Origin of the sequence: Streptosporangium sp. NPDC023615, from assembly GCF_040640155.1 — a bacterium.
Lineage (GTDB): Bacteria > Actinomycetota > Actinomycetes > Streptosporangiales > Streptosporangiaceae > Streptosporangium.
In genome coordinates, this window is sequence record NZ_JBFABE010000004.1 from 24,255 (window position 1) to 39,771 (window position 15,517).

A 15,517-nucleotide genomic window follows, 5' to 3' on the forward strand; every position below is an offset into this window, starting at 1 on the left:
AGGCTCCTCGCGGACGGGGCGCGGGAGGTTCCGGCGGATCGTACGCGGGTGGGGCGATACGTCCGACCATGTCCCTTCCGGGACATCGGGGTGCGCCCCGGGGAGGCGGGCGGAAGAATGCGGTGCGCCGGGACGGCACCCCGTCGTTCGCGGAGGACCCCGGAAGGACATCGGACACGGTGCGGAACGTCGTCGCGCGCCCCTACGGGGGCCCCTCCGACCTGCGGAGGATGCAGGATCTCGTACGGGCCGCCTGGCACGCGGCCGCCCTGCCGCACGTCGGCGGCCTCGCCTGGAGCAGGTTCCAGCACGTGGACCGGGAGGCGGAGTGGCCGACCATGCTCTGGGAACGCGGCGGCGAGACGCTGGCCTGGGGATGGGCGATGCCCCCGGGTGAGCTGGAGCTCTTCGTGCATCCCGAACACCCCGGGCTGGCCGACGAGGTGCTCGACTGGTTCCACGGGGCCGGTTCCGGGGGTGGCGCCGGGGCCGGTTCCGGGGGTGGCGCCGCGGGCGAGACGGCCGTGACGATCCTGACGGGTGAGGAGCGGCTCGCCGCGGCTCTGGCCCGGCACGGCTACCGGCCGGGACCGGCGGACGCGCCGTTCCAGGTACGCATGTCGCGTGACCTGAGCGACCTGCCGGAGCCGGAGGTGCCGCCCGGTTTCACCATGCGCCACGTGCGCGGCGAGGAGGACGTGGCCGAGCGGGTGGCCGTCCACCGGTCGGCGTTCGCCCCCTCCTCGGTCACCGAGGAGAGCTACCGCAACGTCATGCGCGCGTGGCCGTACCGGCCGGAACTGGACTGCGTCGTCGAGGCGCCGGACGGGCGCCTGGTCGCGTACTGCCTGATCTGGCCCGACGCCCTCAACGGCGTCGGCGAGCTGGAACCGGTCGGCACGCACCGGGACTTCCGGCGGCTGGGGCTGGCCCGCGCGGTCTGCCTGTACGCGCTGCACCGGCTCGGGCGGACGGGGGCGGCCGGCGCGATCGTCCAACCCCGGGGGGACGCGGGGTATCCGGTGCCGGCCCGGTTGTACGAGGCGATCGGCTTCCGGACCGTTGACCGGACGGTCCGCCACACGCGGCCCGTCGAGGCACCGCGTCCCTGAGCGGAGCCCCCCGCGGGGGCTCCTCCCGGACGAGACCCGTTCCCGGACGAGACCCGTTCCCGGGTGGGGCCCGCTCCCGGGTGAGACCTGTCTCCGGGTGGGGCACCCGTCATGGGGGCAGGTGCGCGCGTCCCCGCGTGTGCGATCGGCGGTCACCCCGTCGCGCCGAAATCACTGCGTCAGCATTAATGCGAACATATCTTTTTTGTGGCGAAAATTCCCCTACGACGATCATCCGTCCGCACGCGGTGGTATAACTCTTACTTCCTGGCAAGCGGCATTACAGGGTTAATCAACCGTGCCAGCGGATAGACGTCACATATGCGAAGCATCATCCACCGCCGTCTGGTCGCGATCTCCGCCTTCGCCCTGTTCACGGCCCTGTCCTGCGGCACCGCGGGAGCCATGGTCGACCCGTCACCGAACTTCCGGAGAATTCCCCTGCCGGACCAGTTCACCGCCCTCAGGGAGGGGAGCAGGGGAATCGAGGTATATAACGTTAGAAAAAGGCTTAATCGACTCGGCTTTCCCTCGGGAAATCTCACCCTCACCTACGACGACGCCCTCCGCATGACGGTCTGGGCCTTTCAGAAGGCCAACGGCCTGAGGCCGGTCAACAGGATCGACCCGCCGACCTGGCGTGCCCTTCTGCACCCCCGGCCCATCAGGCCCCTGGTCAGGAACGGCGAATCCGAACGGACCGAGATCGACCTGCGGCGCGGGCTCCTCACGGTCTGGAGCGGTGGGCGTCCCGTGCTGGTCAGCCACATCTCCACCGGCGCGGGCAGGTCGTACTGCGTGAAGGGGCACTGCGGCTTCGCCGAGACCCCGGTCGGCGACTTCCGGGCCGGGCAGCGGGCGCCGGGCTGGTCCACCGGAATCCTGGGGTCGATGTTCCATCCGGTCTACTTCAACGGCGGCATCGCCGTCCACGGCTCCACCCTTGTCCCCCGATATCCCGCCTCCCACGGATGCGTCCGGGTTCCGCTGCACAACGCCGTCGCGCTCTACCGGCTGCTCCGGCCCGGCCACCCGGTCCACGTCCGGCGCCCCCGGCTCCGCGACGAGCACCGCCCGGCGCCCGGCCGGGAGCGGGACCTGCGCGCTCCCGGCGAACGGCACGGGGCCTCGCGCGGCACCGGACCCGCCCTCCGGCCCGCCCCCGCCCGGAACGCGACGCCCGGCCGGGGCGTCCCCGGAAGCGCCGCGGTCTCCCCCGAGCCGCCCCGGCCGGGTCACACCCGCAGGACGCTCCGGCCGGGTGGCATGCGCGGGGCGACCGGGGACGTCGTCACCCCTCCTGGCGCTCTTCGTCCGCGCGCCGACGCCCTTCGTCCGCGCGAGCAAGGTCGATGAGCTCTGGAACCGGACGCGGCGGGAGGAACCCGCGGCCTCGGGCGGCTCCTCCCGCCGCGTCCGAGGTGTGAGGGCGCCTCGATCGGGGTCAGGCGTCGAACAGGGCGCTCACCGATTCGCCGTCGTGGATCCGGCGCATGGCCTCGGCGAGCGCGGGGGCGATCGACAGGACCTTCAGCCTGGAGCCGGGCTTGACGTCGGGGACGGGCACCGTGTTGGTGCAGACGACCTCCTCGACCTCGGCCCGGTCGGCCAGGCGGTCCACGGCCCCGTCGGCGAAGAGACCGTGCGTGCAGGCGACGCGTACGGAGCGGGCCCCCCGCTCGCGCAGGCGGTCGAGCAGTTCGATCACCGTCGTACCCCGGGCGATCTCGTCGTCCAGGATGATGACGTCCTTGCCGGTGACGTCGCCGATCACCGAGCTGATGACGACGCGGTCGTCGCTCAGCCGCTGCTTGGCCCCCATCGCGACCCCCACGCCGAGCATCCGCGCGAACGTCGCGGCCTCCTTGGCGTTGCCCAGGTCGGGGGAGACGATGACGGTGTCGGAGAGGTCGTACCGGCGGAAGTGGGCGGCAAGCTCACGCAGGGCGTGCAGGTGATCGACGGGGACGCTGAAGAACCCGTGCACCTGGGGCGAGTGCAGGGTCATGGTGAGCACCCGGCCCGCCCCCGCCGCCACGAGGAGGTCGGCGACCAGGCGGGCGCCGATGGAGATGCGGGGGGCGTCCTTCTTGTCCGAGCGGGCGTAGGCGTAGTGCGGCATCACCACGGTCGTCCTGGCCGCCGAGGCTCCCCTGGCGGCGTCCAGCATGAGAAGCAGCTCGACGAGGTTCTCCTGGACCGGGGGGACCAGCGGCTGGATCAGGAACACGTCCCGTTCCCGGCAGTTGGCCTGCAGCTGCACCTCCACGCAGTCGTTGGCGAAGCGCTTGACCCGGACCGGATGCAGCGGGGTCCCGAGGTGGGCGCAGATCTCGGCCGCCAGCTCGGGATGGGCACTACCGCTGAACACGGTGATGTCTCGCACGAGGCGCTCCTTGCCTGTGTGATGGTCCGGATCGGCCGATCCCACGGCCGTGTGTCACCGGTGACCTCGGACCGGACTCCGGCTTCGCCCCCAAGCATCGCCGACGACCCCGCGCAACGATCGGACGGGGTCCGGGCAGGCCCGGCGAGGACGCACCGGGTCCGGGCGCGCCGGGTCCGGGCGCGCCGAGATCCCCGGCTTCCCGTGACGGGGCCGCGGGATGGCGGAGCGGCGGGCACACTGGGCACATGCGAATCCGCGCCGCCGTACCCGCCGCGCTCGTCCCGCTCGTCGCGCTCGCCGTCCTCCAGGGCGTGTCCGCGTGCTCCCCCGGTGAGCCCGGCGCGTGGCCGCGGACCGCGTCCCCGCGTTCCCCGTCGCCTTCGGTGATCGCCCCGGCGGTCTCCGCCACCCCCCGCCCCTCCGGGACCTTCGAGTCCTCCGCCGCGCCTCGGTCCTCCCCGGTCGCCGCGACGGTACGGTGCGAAACCGCGGTCGGCGGCGAACCCACCCCCTCCGGCGACCTGGGAATCATCGATGACGCCGTGGCCCTGCCGACGAGCGAGGCGTACGGGCAGGCCCTCCAGGTGTCCGAGGTGAGGCTGCCGGACGGGGGCAAGGGCCTCTTCGCCAAGCAGGGCCTCCTCGTACGGCGCGGGCAGCACGTCGAGCTGACCGTTCCGGAGGCGATGACCGGCCGTCTCTGGATGGCGTGGGGCCGTCCGGGCCGGCTCGGGGCGCGCGTGGTGGTGGACCGCTGTGAGGCGAGGGACGAGTGGATCGCCTTCGTCGGCGGGTACACGGTCCGCGAGGCCGGATGCCTTCCGATCCTGGTCAGCGTCAACGGGGGCACCGCCCGGGAGGTCCGCGTCGGCATCGGCGCGCCCTGCCCGGGGCAGCGGCCCGCTCCCCGCCCCTGAACCGGGCACCGGTCGCGACGGCGAACGTCCCGCCCGGACCACCCCACGGCCGGCGTTCAGCCGCTCGCGGGCATCGAGGCCGCGGCGGCCGCCCGCTTCACGAGCAGTGCGCGCTCGCGTGCCGTCGGCGCCAGGCCGGCCGCCCGCCGCAGTTCCCCGGCCGCCTCGGCGTACCGCCCCAGGCGCAGCAGGACGTCGCCGCGCACGGCACCGACCAGGTGGTAGCGGGCCATCCGGGGGTCGGCGCGGACGGCGTCGATCGCCTCCAGCGCGGCCCGGGGACCGTCCGCGTGAAGCAGCGCGACCGCGCGGTTGAGCGCCACCACGGGTGAGGGCGCGAGTTGGGAGAGAGCGTCGTACAGGGCGGCGACGGCCTCCCAGTCGGTGTCCTCGAACCGGCGGGCGCGGGCGTGGCAGGCCGCGATGGCAGCCTGCACGGTGTACGGCCCCAGCGGCCCGCCCGCCCCGCGGGCGCGCGCCAGGCAGGACAACCCGTGGGTGATCAGCGTGCGGTCCCAGCGGGAGCGGTCCTGGTCCTGGAGCAGGAGGAGCTCGCCGTCCGGACCGGTGCGGGCACGGAAGCGGGACGCCTGCAACTCCATCAGCGCCACGAGCCCGTGCACCTCCGGCTCGCGAGGCAGCAGAGCGGCCAGGACGCGGCCGAGGCGCATGGCGTCCTCCGCGAGATCCCGCCGGACCCACTCCTCACCCGAGGTTCCCGAGTAGCCCTCGTTGAAGACGAGGTAGACGACCTCCAGCACCGCCGACAGCCGCGCCGGCAGCTCCTCGTCGCCGGGCACCTCGAACGGCACCTGCGCCTCGGACAGCGTGCGCTTGGCCCGGGAGATCCGCTGCCCCATGGTGGCCGAGGGCACCAGGAACGCGCGCGCGACCTCCTCGGTGGTCAGCCCGCCGACCAGGCGCAGTGCCAGTGCCGCGCGTGACTCCCGGGACAGGATCGGGTGGCAGGCGACGAAGATCAGCGACAGCAGCTCCGAGTCCGCCGAGCGGCCGGCCTCGCCCTCCGGCGCCAGGAGGTCGGCGGCGAGCCGGGCGTACCTCTCGTCGCGCATGCGCTCGCGCCGGATCAGATCGATCGCCCGGCGCCTGGCCACGGTCGTCAGCCAGGCGCCGGGACTGCGCGGGACGCCCTGCCGCGGCCACTGTTCGAGGGCGGAGACGAACGCCTCCTGCGCGATCTCCTCGGCGAGCCCGACGTCCCGGGTCACCCGGGCCAGGAAGGCCACCAGGCGCGCGGACTCGATCCGCCACACCGCCTCCACCGTGCGCCGCACGTCCATCAGGTCTCCCCCGGCCCGGAAGGCGCGTCCTCAGCCCCGCGCTCCGGGGGCTTCGAAGTCCTCCTCGTAGTACGGGCGCACCTCCAGGACCGACCGCGACCTGTTGCCGGGGTGGGTGGGGCACTGCCTGGCCCACTCGACGGCCTCCTCCAGGGAGCTGACCTGCCAGACCCAGTAGCCGGCGATGATCTCCTTGCTCTCGGTGAACGGGCCGTCGACGACCGAGGTCGTCCCGCCCTCGAAGACCACCTGCGCGCCCTCGGAACTCGGCCTGAGACCTCCGCCGTCGAGCATGATGCCCGCCTTCGTCAGCTTCTCGTTGTAGGTCTCCATGACCGCCCTCATCTCCGGCGTCGGGCCGAGCCCGGCCTCGTCGGCACCGTCGACCTTGATGACCACCATGACCTTCATGACATCTCCTCCATCCGCGGGACCGCCCCGCCGTCCTGCCGAGCGGTCTTCTCACCCGGACGTCGAACGGGCGGGGGGCCGTTTCTACATCACGGGCCCGCGTGTTCGTCGATCGCCCGGACCCGGGCGCGGGGACGGTGACGGAACGCCGCGACACCCGTTCCCCGAACGTGTCCGCCCCCGAACGCAGGGTCCGTTCCCCGAACGTGTCCGCCCTACCGGACGCGAGCCCTAGAGGAAGCGAGAGCTGCGGACCGGTCCCGGGGAGTGGACGCGGTCACGCGGGCCGTCGGCCGGCCACAGCGGCGCGACGGCGGCCGCGAACCCGGCCGGCGCCTCGTCGGTGTCGGGAGGCGTGGCGCCGTCACCGCCGTCGGGGACGGGGTCCGCGCACAGGATCTCGTCCGCCAGTTCCTCCGCGGTGCGCTCGTCGGCCGGGACCCGCCTTCCGGCACCGCCGGCCGTGAAGTGGGTCCTCTCCTCCCACGGCGCGACGACCATCTGGCAGAGCAGCCCGTTGACGTCGGCGCTGACGGCGGGCGGTTCGGTCCAGCAGGTGGCGTGCTCGTACAGGATCTGGCCGTCGGCGCGTCCGTGCAGGGCCACGAGCAGTTCGCCGTCGTCGATCTTCCTGAGGTCGTGGGCGATCACGACGGTGTCGGTCCGGCCGGGGGCGAAGGGCTCGGCGGGCAGCCCCAGCACCCGGGAGGCCGCCAGCCCGAGGGCACGGTCACCCCGTCCCGGCAGCAGGGACACCGTCCGAGGGCTCCGGCCCGCCGCCTCCAGGACGGCACGCAACCGCAGCAGGCCGTGCAGGCAGGTGCCGAAGCCGTCGCTCACGTAGGCGTACCTGCCGGTCATTCCCTCGTCGAAGCCGTAGGGGGACAGGGTGACCAGGACGCCTCCGGACAGGACGAAGTGCCAGCCCCGCAGGTCCCGTTCGCCGAGACCGCCGAGGGCCTGGACCGCCCGGGCCCGCGCGAGCATCCTGGACAGGCGTCCGTGGGCCGGCACCCAGTACTCGTCGTCGGGGAAGGGCAGTCTCGCCGACTTCGCGGCGGCACGGGCGACATCGCCCGCCATCAGCGCGTTGTAGGCCAGCAGGTAGCGGTCGGGCCACACGGGCAGGTCCGCCTCGTGCTCGGCCAGGACGGCCACCGCGTCGCCGTGCCGGTACTCGTCCTCCAGGGCGGCCACCAGCTCCCGCAGGATCTCCGGCGAACCCGGGTCCAGCCTCAGCGCCGCCCGCAGGGCGGGGATCGCCAGGAAGGAGGCGCCTCGCCCGACGCACGCGTAACCGTAGGCGTACAGCGCCTGCGGCCGGTCGGGGTCGGCGGTCACGGCCGCCGCCGCCTCGGCCAGATCGGCGAAGCCCGCGAGCTCCGCCGCCCGTCCGGCGAGCGGCGCGACGTCACCGATCGTGAACCGGTCCGCGGTGAGGCGCAGATGACGCATGAGACCGGCGGCGTCACCGGCGTCCGCCAGTGCCCGCGCCTCCTGGAGATCACTGTCCATGCGACGAAGCTACTGACAACGGCGCGAGGAATCATTGGAATTGTCCGGCCACCGCGCCCGGAGAAGTCCCGCCGATCTGCCCTATCGGGGGTCGCGCCGATCCGTCGCACAGAGGGTCCGCCGATCGTCTCACCGCTGCGAGGCGTTCGTGACACCGGAGACGACGGTCGCCTGCCGAAAATCCGTTTGACCGGCGGGGGACCGGTCGGAACGATCGAAACATGGACACCCCCGTCGAGTTCCTGAGGTTCTCGCCCGAAGACACGGCATCGCTCGCCGATTTCCTGACCCAGGAGGAATGGCCCTACCACGCGGGGACACAGGACCGGGAGGAGATCATGCGCGCGGCCGCGGAGGGCCGCTACGACGACGAGCAGACGAGAACGTTCTGGGTGCTCGCCGACGGGGAGCGCGCGGGACTGGTCAGACTGCAGGACCTCGACGACGGCGGCCCCATGTTCGACCTGCGGATACGGCTGGCCCGGCGGGGGCGCGGAATCGGCACGAAGGCTGTGGCCTGGCTGACCGGTTACCTGTTCACCGAACTTCCCGACGTCACCAGGATCGAGGGCCAGACCCGTCAGGACAACCACGCGATGCGAGCGGTCTTCCGCAAGAACGGCTTCGCGAAGGAGGCGCACTACCGGGATGCCTGGCCAGGCCGGGACGGCACGCTTCACGACGGGATCGGTTACGCGATCCTGCGGCGCGACTGGGTCTCCGGGACGGTCACGCACCCGGACTGGCACGACGACCGGAGAGACGGCGCGGTGACCGGCGAGACGGCGCGGTAGCCGCTCCCGGCCCGGTGTCCGTGAGGTCGTCCCGGAAGGTCCTTCGGAACTCTTCGATCAGTGGCCACAGCCGGCTGTCCCACTGATGGAACGTATCGGCATCGAGATCGATGCGCTGATCCTTGTCGATGATCTTCGCGTTCGGCGCACCGAACTCGGAAGGTGCGTCAAGGCCGGACGGTGCGTCTAGACCGGACGGCGTCGTGACCGGTCGATGCGTCGTCTCCGGGGCGTCGCGACCGGCCGGAAGGACCGCGACCACGAGAATCAGGGCGACTCCCGAGATCGCCGCCAGCCGACGGCGTGCCCGGCCAGGCCGGAGCCGTGGTGAGCCTTTCATGACCATCTGCCTCCTCCAGCGCGTACGGACACGTCCGGCGGTTCACGAGCGACGTCGCGAGAGCGGCGAGGAGCCGACGCCCCGCGACCGGTTCGGAAGATCACGTCGCGTGGTTCCGTGATCCGTCGCACTCGAGGCCGAGGAGGGTTGCGTCCTGACCCGTGAGCCCTCGCACGGATCGCCTCTGGTGATCCGTGCGAGATCCCTCTTCGGTGACCCTTGCGAAAGGAACATGGCATTCGCGGTCCGGCGTTTCCGCGACCGATTCATCGTCAGACCGTACCGGTCATGATCAGGTCCGTACGACGGGCCGTCGAGCGACGGTGAACACGCGCTGACATGAGCGGCCGCCGGACGCGGTACAGCCCGTTCTCGCTGTTTCACGGCTACCTCAGCAGCGACTTCGACCGCTGACGACCGACACCACCGACGCGCCGGCCCGCCCGTCCTCCCACGTCCCGCACGCCGGCGGCCCGGAGGCGGAGAGCCGGGACCCGTCCGCACGTGTACGCCGGCGACGACCGGCCCGGCGGAAACCCGGTGGTGTGATCGGCCGGCGGGAGGTAATTTCACTCATGTCCGGCTGATCAAGGAGGTCGACATGACGTGCACTGTCCTCAGCGAGGTGGCTGCCGCCGCTGCGACGCGTGAATTCGCCGCACTCCGACCTCGGCCCTCCCGGGGCCTGTGACCCGGTCGGACTCACGAGTTCCTCGCCGCCAGCGGCTCACCGCCGGTCGCGGATTCGTCCGCGCCGCCGGCCGGAGCGCCCTCATGGGCGCTCTCTCACCGCTTACCGCGCCAACACGAGGAGAGTTCGTGGACTCCGCATCATCCTTCGAGCCGCTGACGGCGGCCGAAGGCGGACCCAGTCATGTCATCCGTTCCGGCCGGACCGTCAGGCGTCCCGCCCGGCCCTGGACCGGCACCGTCCATGCCCTGCTACGCCACCTGGCCGACGCCGGGTTCACCGGTTGCCCGCGGGTGGTCGGCGACGGCTTCGACGCCGACGGCAACGAGGTGCTGACCTACGTCGAGGGCACCATCGTCCACCCGCGGGCCTGGTCGGACGAGGCCGTCTGGCAGGTCGGCGGGCTGCTCCGCGACCTGCACACCGCCACCTCCGGCTTCCGGCCGCCGCCGGACGCGGTCTGGCAGCCATGGTGGATGCACCGCACCGGCCCCGATTCGGTGATCGGACACTGTGACGCCGGACCGTGGCACACCGTGGTGCGCGACGGCCGTCCCGTGGCGTTCATCGACTGGACCCTGGCCGGGCCGGTCGACCGCCTCGACGAGATCGTCGCCGTCGCGTGGTGGCACGCCCAACTGCACGACGACGACATCGCCGAACGCCACGGCCTGCCGGACGCGGCCACCCGCTCCCGGCAGCTACGGCTGTTCCTCGACGGTTACGGACTGCCCGCCGCCGGGCGAGGCGGCCTGGTCGACCGGATGATCGAGTTCGCGATCCGCGACTGCGCGGCCGAAGCGGTTCAGGCGCGGATCATCCCGGACTCGACGGATCCGGCACCGCTGTGGGCACTGACCTGGAGGGCTCGTGCCGCCGACTGGATGATCCGGCACCGGACCCTGCTGGAAAACGCCGTACAGGCGTAGCGGCAGGGTTTCGCGACCGGGGGATCGACCACGGTCGATCCCCCGGTCGTGCCCGCGACGCGTCCGGGATCGCCGAGCGCGAGGAACGGTCGACGCGGTCCGGCTCAGTGGAGCCGGCCGTCCCGGTGCAGGTGGTCGAAGATGATCTGATCGACGGGGACACGCGGTCGCGGTCGCGGTGGGTGAGCCAGACGAGTTCTTCGATCTCGCCGCTGGGAACCGGCGTTCCCCGGTGGTCGGCGGTGTAGCAGGTCATCCGCACCACGACGCCGTCGGCGTGGCCGTGTGCCCGGGCGTGGAAGGTGCCCAGGTGCCGGGCGGTGGCGGGGACGATGGTGACGGCGAGTTCCTCGTCGATCTCCCGGACGAGGGTGTCGAGGTCGGTCTCACCGGGTTCGCGCTTCCCGCCGGGGATGTAGTAGACGCTCTTGCCCTGTGATCGGGTGCTGAGGATCCTGCCGTCGTCCAGGTGGATCCAGGCGATCTTGTCGATGGTCGTGGTCGTCATCGTTCTCCTGCCGGTGGCCGACGGTGGGCGAAGGTCCGCGCGGCGTGCTCGCCGGGCGTTCGAGGAGCCCGCCGCCCGCGAGGGTCGTCCCCGCACGGACCGGGGCGACCGGCCGGAGGCCTGCTTCGTCCTCCGATGACGGGGGTCGGCCCGGCGATGACCGGATGCCGAGCCGGCCCGGACCGGTTCACAGCGGAGCGCCGCCGAAGCCGATCTCGTTCCCGTCGGGATCACGGTAGGTGGCCTTGCGTACGCCGTTGGAGTAGGTCTCCCGCTCGGCGGGGGCGAGCCCTCGCTCGGCGATCTGCGCGACGAGCGCGTCGAGGTCGCCGACGAAGATCGTGTGCATGGCGTGACCGGCGTGATCGGGTCGCTGCTCGATGAAGACGGACCGATGTTCCGCGAGCTCCCAGACGGCCTCCGTGTCGCTCGCGACGAACGTCGGCGGAGAGCCCAGCAGCCGTTCGTACCACTTCAGAGCCGCCGCGTACTCGGTGACCGGAATTCCTGCGTACAGGTCGAGGGGCATTCCGCGATCATATGAGCTTCCTCCGGCTCCCGCCGTGAGACGTGGCCCGCCCCGTCCTCCCCCGTGGTGGCCTGTTCTGATCGGAACCGGCCCATGGGGCCGCCCGGTGTCCCGCCGGTGTCCGGCTCCGTCTCGTGGCTGGAGCCGGGCACGCGGGTGCGCCGGGACCGGGGAGAGGTGAAGGTTCCGCACGGCCGGCATCTCGCGTCACCCCGGACCGGGGACGCCCTCGATCGGCCGTGACGACGGGAGGGCTCGGTGATCCCGTGCTCCGGGTCCGGCGATCGAGGACCGCGCGACGGTTCACCCCCCGTTTCGCGGCAGCCGGCGGACCATGACGCCGACCATCTCGTCACCCCGCACGAAGCCGAAGTCCCGGGAATCCCAGCTGCTGTTCGGATTGTCGCCCAGCACGACCAGGGAGCCCGGGGGAACGACCTTCTCGGGTACGTCGCGAAGTGCGGGGACACGGCTCCTCGGCACCGGTTCGCCCGCCACCGCGGCCGCGCGCTTGACGAGCAACCGCCAGCCCGGGTGGTCCGGCCTCTCCGGCAGCCCGGCCGCCTCGTCCGGGTCGAGGCCCGGCGGCAGTCCGTCCAGGGGAGCCGGATCCGTGATCCTGACGATGACGATCTGGCCGGTACGGGCCCGCCTCGTGCGGCGGACGAGCACCCTGTCCCCGGAGCGCAGACCGGGTTCCATGCTCGGCCCGTCGACGGTCGCGACCAGGTAGCGCCTACGGATCCACCACAGGGAGGCGGCCGTCATCGCCAGCACGGCGGACACCGCCGACGCCGGCACGGCCGATGCCGCGATCGAGTCATGGCGCCCCCGGGAGCGGGCCCTCTTGGCGGACGCCGCCGGAACCGCCACGGCCGATGCCGCCGTCGGCGGCCTGCCCGGCCTCATCGGGTCTCCTGGTAACCCGCGGCCTGCAACCGGAACAGGCGGGCGTAGTGGCCGTCCGCCGCCAGCAGCACCTCATGCGGTCCCAGCTCGGCGACCCGCCCCTCGTGGAGTACGGCGATGAGGTCGGCGTCCCGTACGGCGCTGAGGCGATGGGAGATCAGCAGGCTCGTCCGGCCCGCCCGGTACTCCCGGATGCGGGTGTGGACCTCGTGCTCCGCCTCGGGGTCCAGGCCGGAGCTGGGCTCGTCGAGGATCATCAGATCCCTGCCGTCGCGGACGAGGGCCCTGGCCAGGGCGAGACGCTGCCACTGCCCGCCCGACAGCACCACTCCGGTCTCCGGGTCACCCTTGTCGGCCTCGGAGAAGAACATGCGCGTGAGCAGCGTGTCGTAGCCGCGCGACAACTGCGCGACCGTGTCGTGCACCCCGGCGCGGACGGCCGCGTCCCGGATGCGGGCCGGGTCGTCGAGGGAGGGCAGGTCGCCGAGCCCGATGTTCTCGGCGGCGGACAAGTCGAAGTTCATGTGGTCCTGGAACACGGCACTGATCCGCCCGCGAAGCTCGGCGGGAGGGATGTCCCGCAGGTCCACGCCGTCCCACAGGATCGTGCCGCGCGTGGGGTCGTACATCCTGCACAGGAGCTTGATGAGGGTGCTCTTGCCGGCGCCGTTCAACCCCACCAGGGCGACCGCGCAGCCGTGCGGGATCGTCAGGTCGACCCCGCGCAGCACCCACGCGTGGTCGTCGCTGTAGCGGAACCAGACGTCGCGCAGCTCGACGCCCCGGCGCAGTTCCGGGGCCGGGCCCTCGTCCACGCTCGGCAGGTCCGGCTCGGTCCCGATCACCGCGACGTAGTGAGAGAAGGTGAGGAGCAGCTCGTGGCTGGAGGCCACCGAGGAGACGAGCGAGTTGAGCGCCGCCTGGACGCCGCCCACGGCCGCGATGAACATGGCGACGTCACCGACGCTGATCGAGCCCTGACGGGCGGTCACGACGGCCCACCAGAGCCCCGCTCCGGCGACGGCCGCGCTCAACGCCGTGAGGCCGCCCTGGGTGACCAGCTCCCGTCGGTCCATCCGGCTTTCGGCCGTGTCGACCGTGCGCCGCTCCGCCATCATCCGCGCGCGCAGGAAGGCACCGATGCCGAACACCCGGATCTCGGTGGCGGCCTGCACGCCGGTGAGCAGCCGGCCGTAGAAGAACTCGCGGCGGTGGATCTGCTCCGTCTCCCACTGAAGGGCGGCCCGCCTGCGTGAGAGCAGCAGCTCGGCGACGAGGGCCGGGATCGCGGCCAGCAGTACCAGTGCCGTCATGGCGGGGCTCAGGATCAGCAGGGAGCCGACGAACCCGACGAGGGACAGCGCGCCGGACAGGCTCCCGCAGACCCCGCTGACGAGGTCGCCGGTGTTCCTCGCGGCCTCCTGGGCCAGGCGCAGCCGGTCGAGGAAGACCGGGTCCTCGAAGCGCCGCAGACCGATCTGCCGTTCGGCCGCCGCGAACAGCCGGTCGGTCGCGACCACCCGCGCGCGGCGGCCGGTCTGGACGTTCAGGAAGCGGCCGATCCCCGGGAGCGCGGCGGCGGCCAGGCCGGACGCGGCCAGCCCGAGCGCGAGCCCGGCGACCTCCCCCTCGGGAGTGGTCAGCCGGTCGATGACCGATTTCGTCAACCAGGCGGTGGCGATCGGGGCCGCCGCTCCCGCGAGCGTCACGAAGACGTAGCCGCTCGCTCCTCCGGGCGCCGATCTCCAGGTCAGCGACAGGGCCTCCGCCGCGGCGGAGGCCAGTCCCCGCACTCCTCCGGTGTTCATGCCGTCGACGTGAGAGGGAGGTCCTCCATGCGGCCGCCGGCGGCGACGACGCGGTGGTCGGGCCCGAGCAGGTAGAGGGCCGGGGTCCAGGTGTTCTGGAAGGCACCCGCCACCGGGCCCTCGAAGTCCTCGACGACGACCCGGGCCATCGGCGAGAGCGCCTCGACCGCCTCGGCGTCCTCTCCGGCGACCACGGCCAGGACGTTCTCCCGCCCCATGGCGCGGGCCTGCGCGGTGAAGCGGGGAATGAGCTTGTGGCACGGCTCGCATCCGGCGGAGAAGAACCCGACCAGTCCCTCGACCGTTTCGTGGGAGACCGGCTCACCGTCGAGGGTCACGGCGGCGAACTCGCCGGTGGGCGATCCCGGTCGCAACGCGATGGGAGGACCGGAGTGCCCGGCCCCCTTTCCGTCCAGTTGCCTCAACCGGCGGACGAGACCGAGGGTGAGCAGCAGGTTGAACACGCACAGCAGGCCGAGGAGCACCACGGCGGCGGTCAGGTAGGACATTCAGGAGTACCTCGCGAAGAGATCGACGACGTCGTCGAGGGAAACGATCAAGATCGCTACGACCGCCCCGCGGTGCCCGTGAGGGCCGTGCCGCCGGACGCCGGACAGGCCGTCGGGCACCGGCAGGCGGCCGGGGGGAGCACGCCGGGTCCGCTTCACGCGTACCGCGTCCACGCGTCCACGCGTCCCGGTGCCCCGGTGTCCCGCGGACGGCGGCGGGAACCGCCGCCCGCGGGATCACTATGTCGATCTCGTCAGCAGGAGCCGACCTTGCTGGTCGTGCACCCCTCGTTCAGGCAGCACGTACGCAGGTACCGGATGCCGTTCGAGCAGTAGTAGGTGTTGCTGCAGCCGGCTTCCACGGTCACCTTGTGGGCAACACGCGACAGCAGGCGATCGACCAGACCGATCATGGTGTTTCCTTTCCAGCTCTAGCCGAGATGGTTGGTGATCACGATAATCAAGTCTTCCGAATTACGGCGCAATGGCCTGGCCCTAAATCCCTGGAAATGTTCGAGCGACGCAGCGTCCCGAGTTTCAGACACGCACTATTGGCCGACCGATGTGCACCGAATGAGGTTCACGACGATTGGACGACACCGGGCCCGCGGGGGCGGCCGGGAGCCCCATCACTCTTGGGTCATGGATAGTGCCTGTTCGTAGGCATGACCGGGTGCGCGCACGGGTGCATGAATTGTCACGGACCGGACGAGAGAAACGCTCGTTACCGCGCCCGATCGGCTACCGTCTGAACGGGCTCCGGCGCAGGAAGGACCGAAATTCGGTAAGCAGATCTTCAAGATATGCGCGGCAACTCATCGGCGGCGCGAAACGTCACACCATGAACGGTGATCA

The 15,517-nt window shown here is 72.0% G+C and carries 15 protein-coding genes; 5 read left to right on the forward strand and 10 right to left on the reverse strand.

Translation table 11 applies throughout. The features are described from left to right. The first annotated feature begins 179 nt into the window (after nt 1–179). Both AB0G16_RS04280 and AB0G16_RS04285 read left to right on the forward strand, forming a co-directional pair. The gene (locus AB0G16_RS04280) at nt 180–1,112 is read left to right on the forward strand and encodes a GNAT family N-acetyltransferase (RefSeq protein ID WP_362798374.1); all 933 of its coding nucleotides are present in this window, start codon (nt 180–182) and stop codon (nt 1,110–1,112) included. 321 nt (nt 1,113–1,433) lie between these two features. Next, nucleotides 1,434–2,468 (forward strand): L,D-transpeptidase family protein, encoded by a 1,035-nt coding sequence (locus tag AB0G16_RS04285; RefSeq protein ID WP_362798376.1) that lies wholly within the window; start codon nt 1,434–1,436, stop codon nt 2,466–2,468. 88 nt (nt 2,469–2,556) lie between these two features. Here AB0G16_RS04285 and AB0G16_RS04290 read toward each other — a convergent pair whose 3' ends face one another. Continuing rightward, nucleotides 2,557–3,498 (reverse strand): ribose-phosphate pyrophosphokinase, encoded by a 942-nt coding sequence (locus tag AB0G16_RS04290; protein ID WP_362798378.1) that lies wholly within the window; start codon nt 3,496–3,498, stop codon nt 2,557–2,559. Between the two features lie 248 nt (nt 3,499–3,746). Here AB0G16_RS04290 and AB0G16_RS04295 point away from each other — a divergent pair, with 248 nt between their 5' ends. Continuing rightward, complete coding sequence (locus tag AB0G16_RS04295; protein WP_362798380.1) at nt 3,747–4,418, forward strand: hypothetical protein; 672 nt, start codon at nt 3,747–3,749, stop codon at nt 4,416–4,418. Between the two features lie 56 nt (nt 4,419–4,474). On the opposite strand, the gene AB0G16_RS04300 is transcribed toward AB0G16_RS04295, so the two are convergent. From AB0G16_RS04300 to AB0G16_RS04310, 3 genes are all read right to left on the reverse strand, one after another. Further along, complete coding sequence (locus tag AB0G16_RS04300; protein ID WP_362798382.1) at nt 4,475–5,719, reverse strand: RNA polymerase sigma factor; 1,245 nt, start codon at nt 5,717–5,719, stop codon at nt 4,475–4,477. A 30-nt stretch (nt 5,720–5,749) separates the two neighbouring features. Continuing rightward, nucleotides 5,750–6,130, reverse strand: a complete 381-nt coding sequence (locus tag AB0G16_RS04305; protein WP_362798384.1) for a YciI family protein — start codon at nt 6,128–6,130, stop codon at nt 5,750–5,752. A gap of 231 nt (nt 6,131–6,361) precedes the next feature. Continuing rightward, nucleotides 6,362–7,645, reverse strand: coding sequence for a hypothetical protein (locus AB0G16_RS04310; protein WP_362798386.1), 1,284 nt, complete (start codon nt 7,643–7,645; stop codon nt 6,362–6,364). A 221-nt stretch (nt 7,646–7,866) separates the two neighbouring features. On the opposite strand from AB0G16_RS04310, the gene AB0G16_RS04315 reads away from it, so the two are divergent. After that, complete coding sequence (locus AB0G16_RS04315) at nt 7,867–8,439, forward strand: GNAT family N-acetyltransferase (protein WP_362798388.1); 573 nt, start codon at nt 7,867–7,869, stop codon at nt 8,437–8,439. 1,159 nt (nt 8,440–9,598) lie between these two features. Next, nucleotides 9,599–10,399 (forward strand): aminoglycoside phosphotransferase family protein, encoded by an 801-nt coding sequence (locus AB0G16_RS04320; protein ID WP_362798390.1) that lies wholly within the window; start codon nt 9,599–9,601, stop codon nt 10,397–10,399. Here the strand turns inward: AB0G16_RS04320 and AB0G16_RS04325 are convergent. From AB0G16_RS04325 to AB0G16_RS04350, 6 genes are all read right to left on the reverse strand, one after another. Continuing rightward, nucleotides 10,287–10,907 (reverse strand): NUDIX domain-containing protein, encoded by a 621-nt coding sequence (locus AB0G16_RS04325; protein ID WP_362798392.1) that lies wholly within the window; start codon nt 10,905–10,907, stop codon nt 10,287–10,289. The genes AB0G16_RS04320 and AB0G16_RS04325 overlap by 113 nt on opposite strands. Before the next feature lie 187 nt (nt 10,908–11,094). Then, on the reverse strand, nt 11,095–11,436 hold the full coding sequence (locus tag AB0G16_RS04330) for a VOC family protein (RefSeq protein ID WP_362798394.1): 342 nt from the start codon (nt 11,434–11,436) through the stop codon (nt 11,095–11,097). Between the two features lie 303 nt (nt 11,437–11,739). Then, entirely contained in the window at nt 11,740–12,345 is a 606-nt protein-coding gene (locus tag AB0G16_RS04335; RefSeq protein WP_362798397.1) for a S26 family signal peptidase, read from the reverse strand. Beyond that, nucleotides 12,342–14,153, reverse strand: coding sequence for an ABC transporter ATP-binding protein (locus AB0G16_RS04340; protein ID WP_362798400.1), 1,812 nt, complete (start codon nt 14,151–14,153; stop codon nt 12,342–12,344). The genes AB0G16_RS04335 and AB0G16_RS04340 overlap by 4 nt, the downstream gene beginning before the upstream one ends. After that, complete coding sequence (locus tag AB0G16_RS04345) at nt 14,150–14,662, reverse strand: TlpA disulfide reductase family protein (protein WP_362798403.1); 513 nt, start codon at nt 14,660–14,662, stop codon at nt 14,150–14,152. The genes AB0G16_RS04340 and AB0G16_RS04345 overlap by 4 nt, the downstream gene beginning before the upstream one ends. 254 nt (nt 14,663–14,916) lie before the next feature. After that, on the reverse strand, nt 14,917–15,075 hold the full coding sequence (locus AB0G16_RS04350; protein ID WP_362798406.1) for a hypothetical protein: 159 nt from the start codon (nt 15,073–15,075) through the stop codon (nt 14,917–14,919). Nucleotides 15,076–15,517 lie beyond the last annotated feature (442 nt).

What these genes read in the sequence shown, in the direction of transcription:
- AB0G16_RS04285 (WP_362798376.1), top strand. Translation starts at nt 1,434, where the DNA reads ATGCGAAGCATCATCCACCGCCGTCTGGTCGCGATCTCCGCCTTCGCC.
- AB0G16_RS04295 (WP_362798380.1), top strand. Translation starts at nt 3,747, where the DNA reads ATGCGAATCCGCGCCGCCGTACCCGCCGCGCTCGTCCCGCTCGTCGCG.
- AB0G16_RS04300 (WP_362798382.1), bottom strand. Translation starts at nt 5,719, where the DNA reads ATGGACGTGCGGCGCACGGTGGAGGCGGTGTGGCGGATCGAGTCCGCG.
- AB0G16_RS04305 (WP_362798384.1), bottom strand. Translation starts at nt 6,130, where the DNA reads ATGAAGGTCATGGTGGTCATCAAGGTCGACGGTGCCGACGAGGCCGGG.
- AB0G16_RS04310 (WP_362798386.1), bottom strand. Translation starts at nt 7,645, where the DNA reads ATGGACAGTGATCTCCAGGAGGCGCGGGCACTGGCGGACGCCGGTGAC.
- AB0G16_RS04315 (WP_362798388.1), top strand. Translation starts at nt 7,867, where the DNA reads ATGGACACCCCCGTCGAGTTCCTGAGGTTCTCGCCCGAAGACACGGCA.
- AB0G16_RS04325 (WP_362798392.1), bottom strand. Translation starts at nt 10,907, where the DNA reads ATGACGACCACGACCATCGACAAGATCGCCTGGATCCACCTGGACGAC.
- AB0G16_RS04330 (WP_362798394.1), bottom strand. Translation starts at nt 11,436, where the DNA reads ATGCCCCTCGACCTGTACGCAGGAATTCCGGTCACCGAGTACGCGGCG.
- AB0G16_RS04335 (WP_362798397.1), bottom strand. Translation starts at nt 12,345, where the DNA reads ATGAGGCCGGGCAGGCCGCCGACGGCGGCATCGGCCGTGGCGGTTCCG.
- AB0G16_RS04340 (WP_362798400.1), bottom strand. Translation starts at nt 14,153, where the DNA reads ATGAACACCGGAGGAGTGCGGGGACTGGCCTCCGCCGCGGCGGAGGCC.
- AB0G16_RS04345 (WP_362798403.1), bottom strand. Translation starts at nt 14,662, where the DNA reads ATGTCCTACCTGACCGCCGCCGTGGTGCTCCTCGGCCTGCTGTGCGTG.
- AB0G16_RS04350 (WP_362798406.1), bottom strand. Translation starts at nt 15,075, where the DNA reads ATGATCGGTCTGGTCGATCGCCTGCTGTCGCGTGTTGCCCACAAGGTG.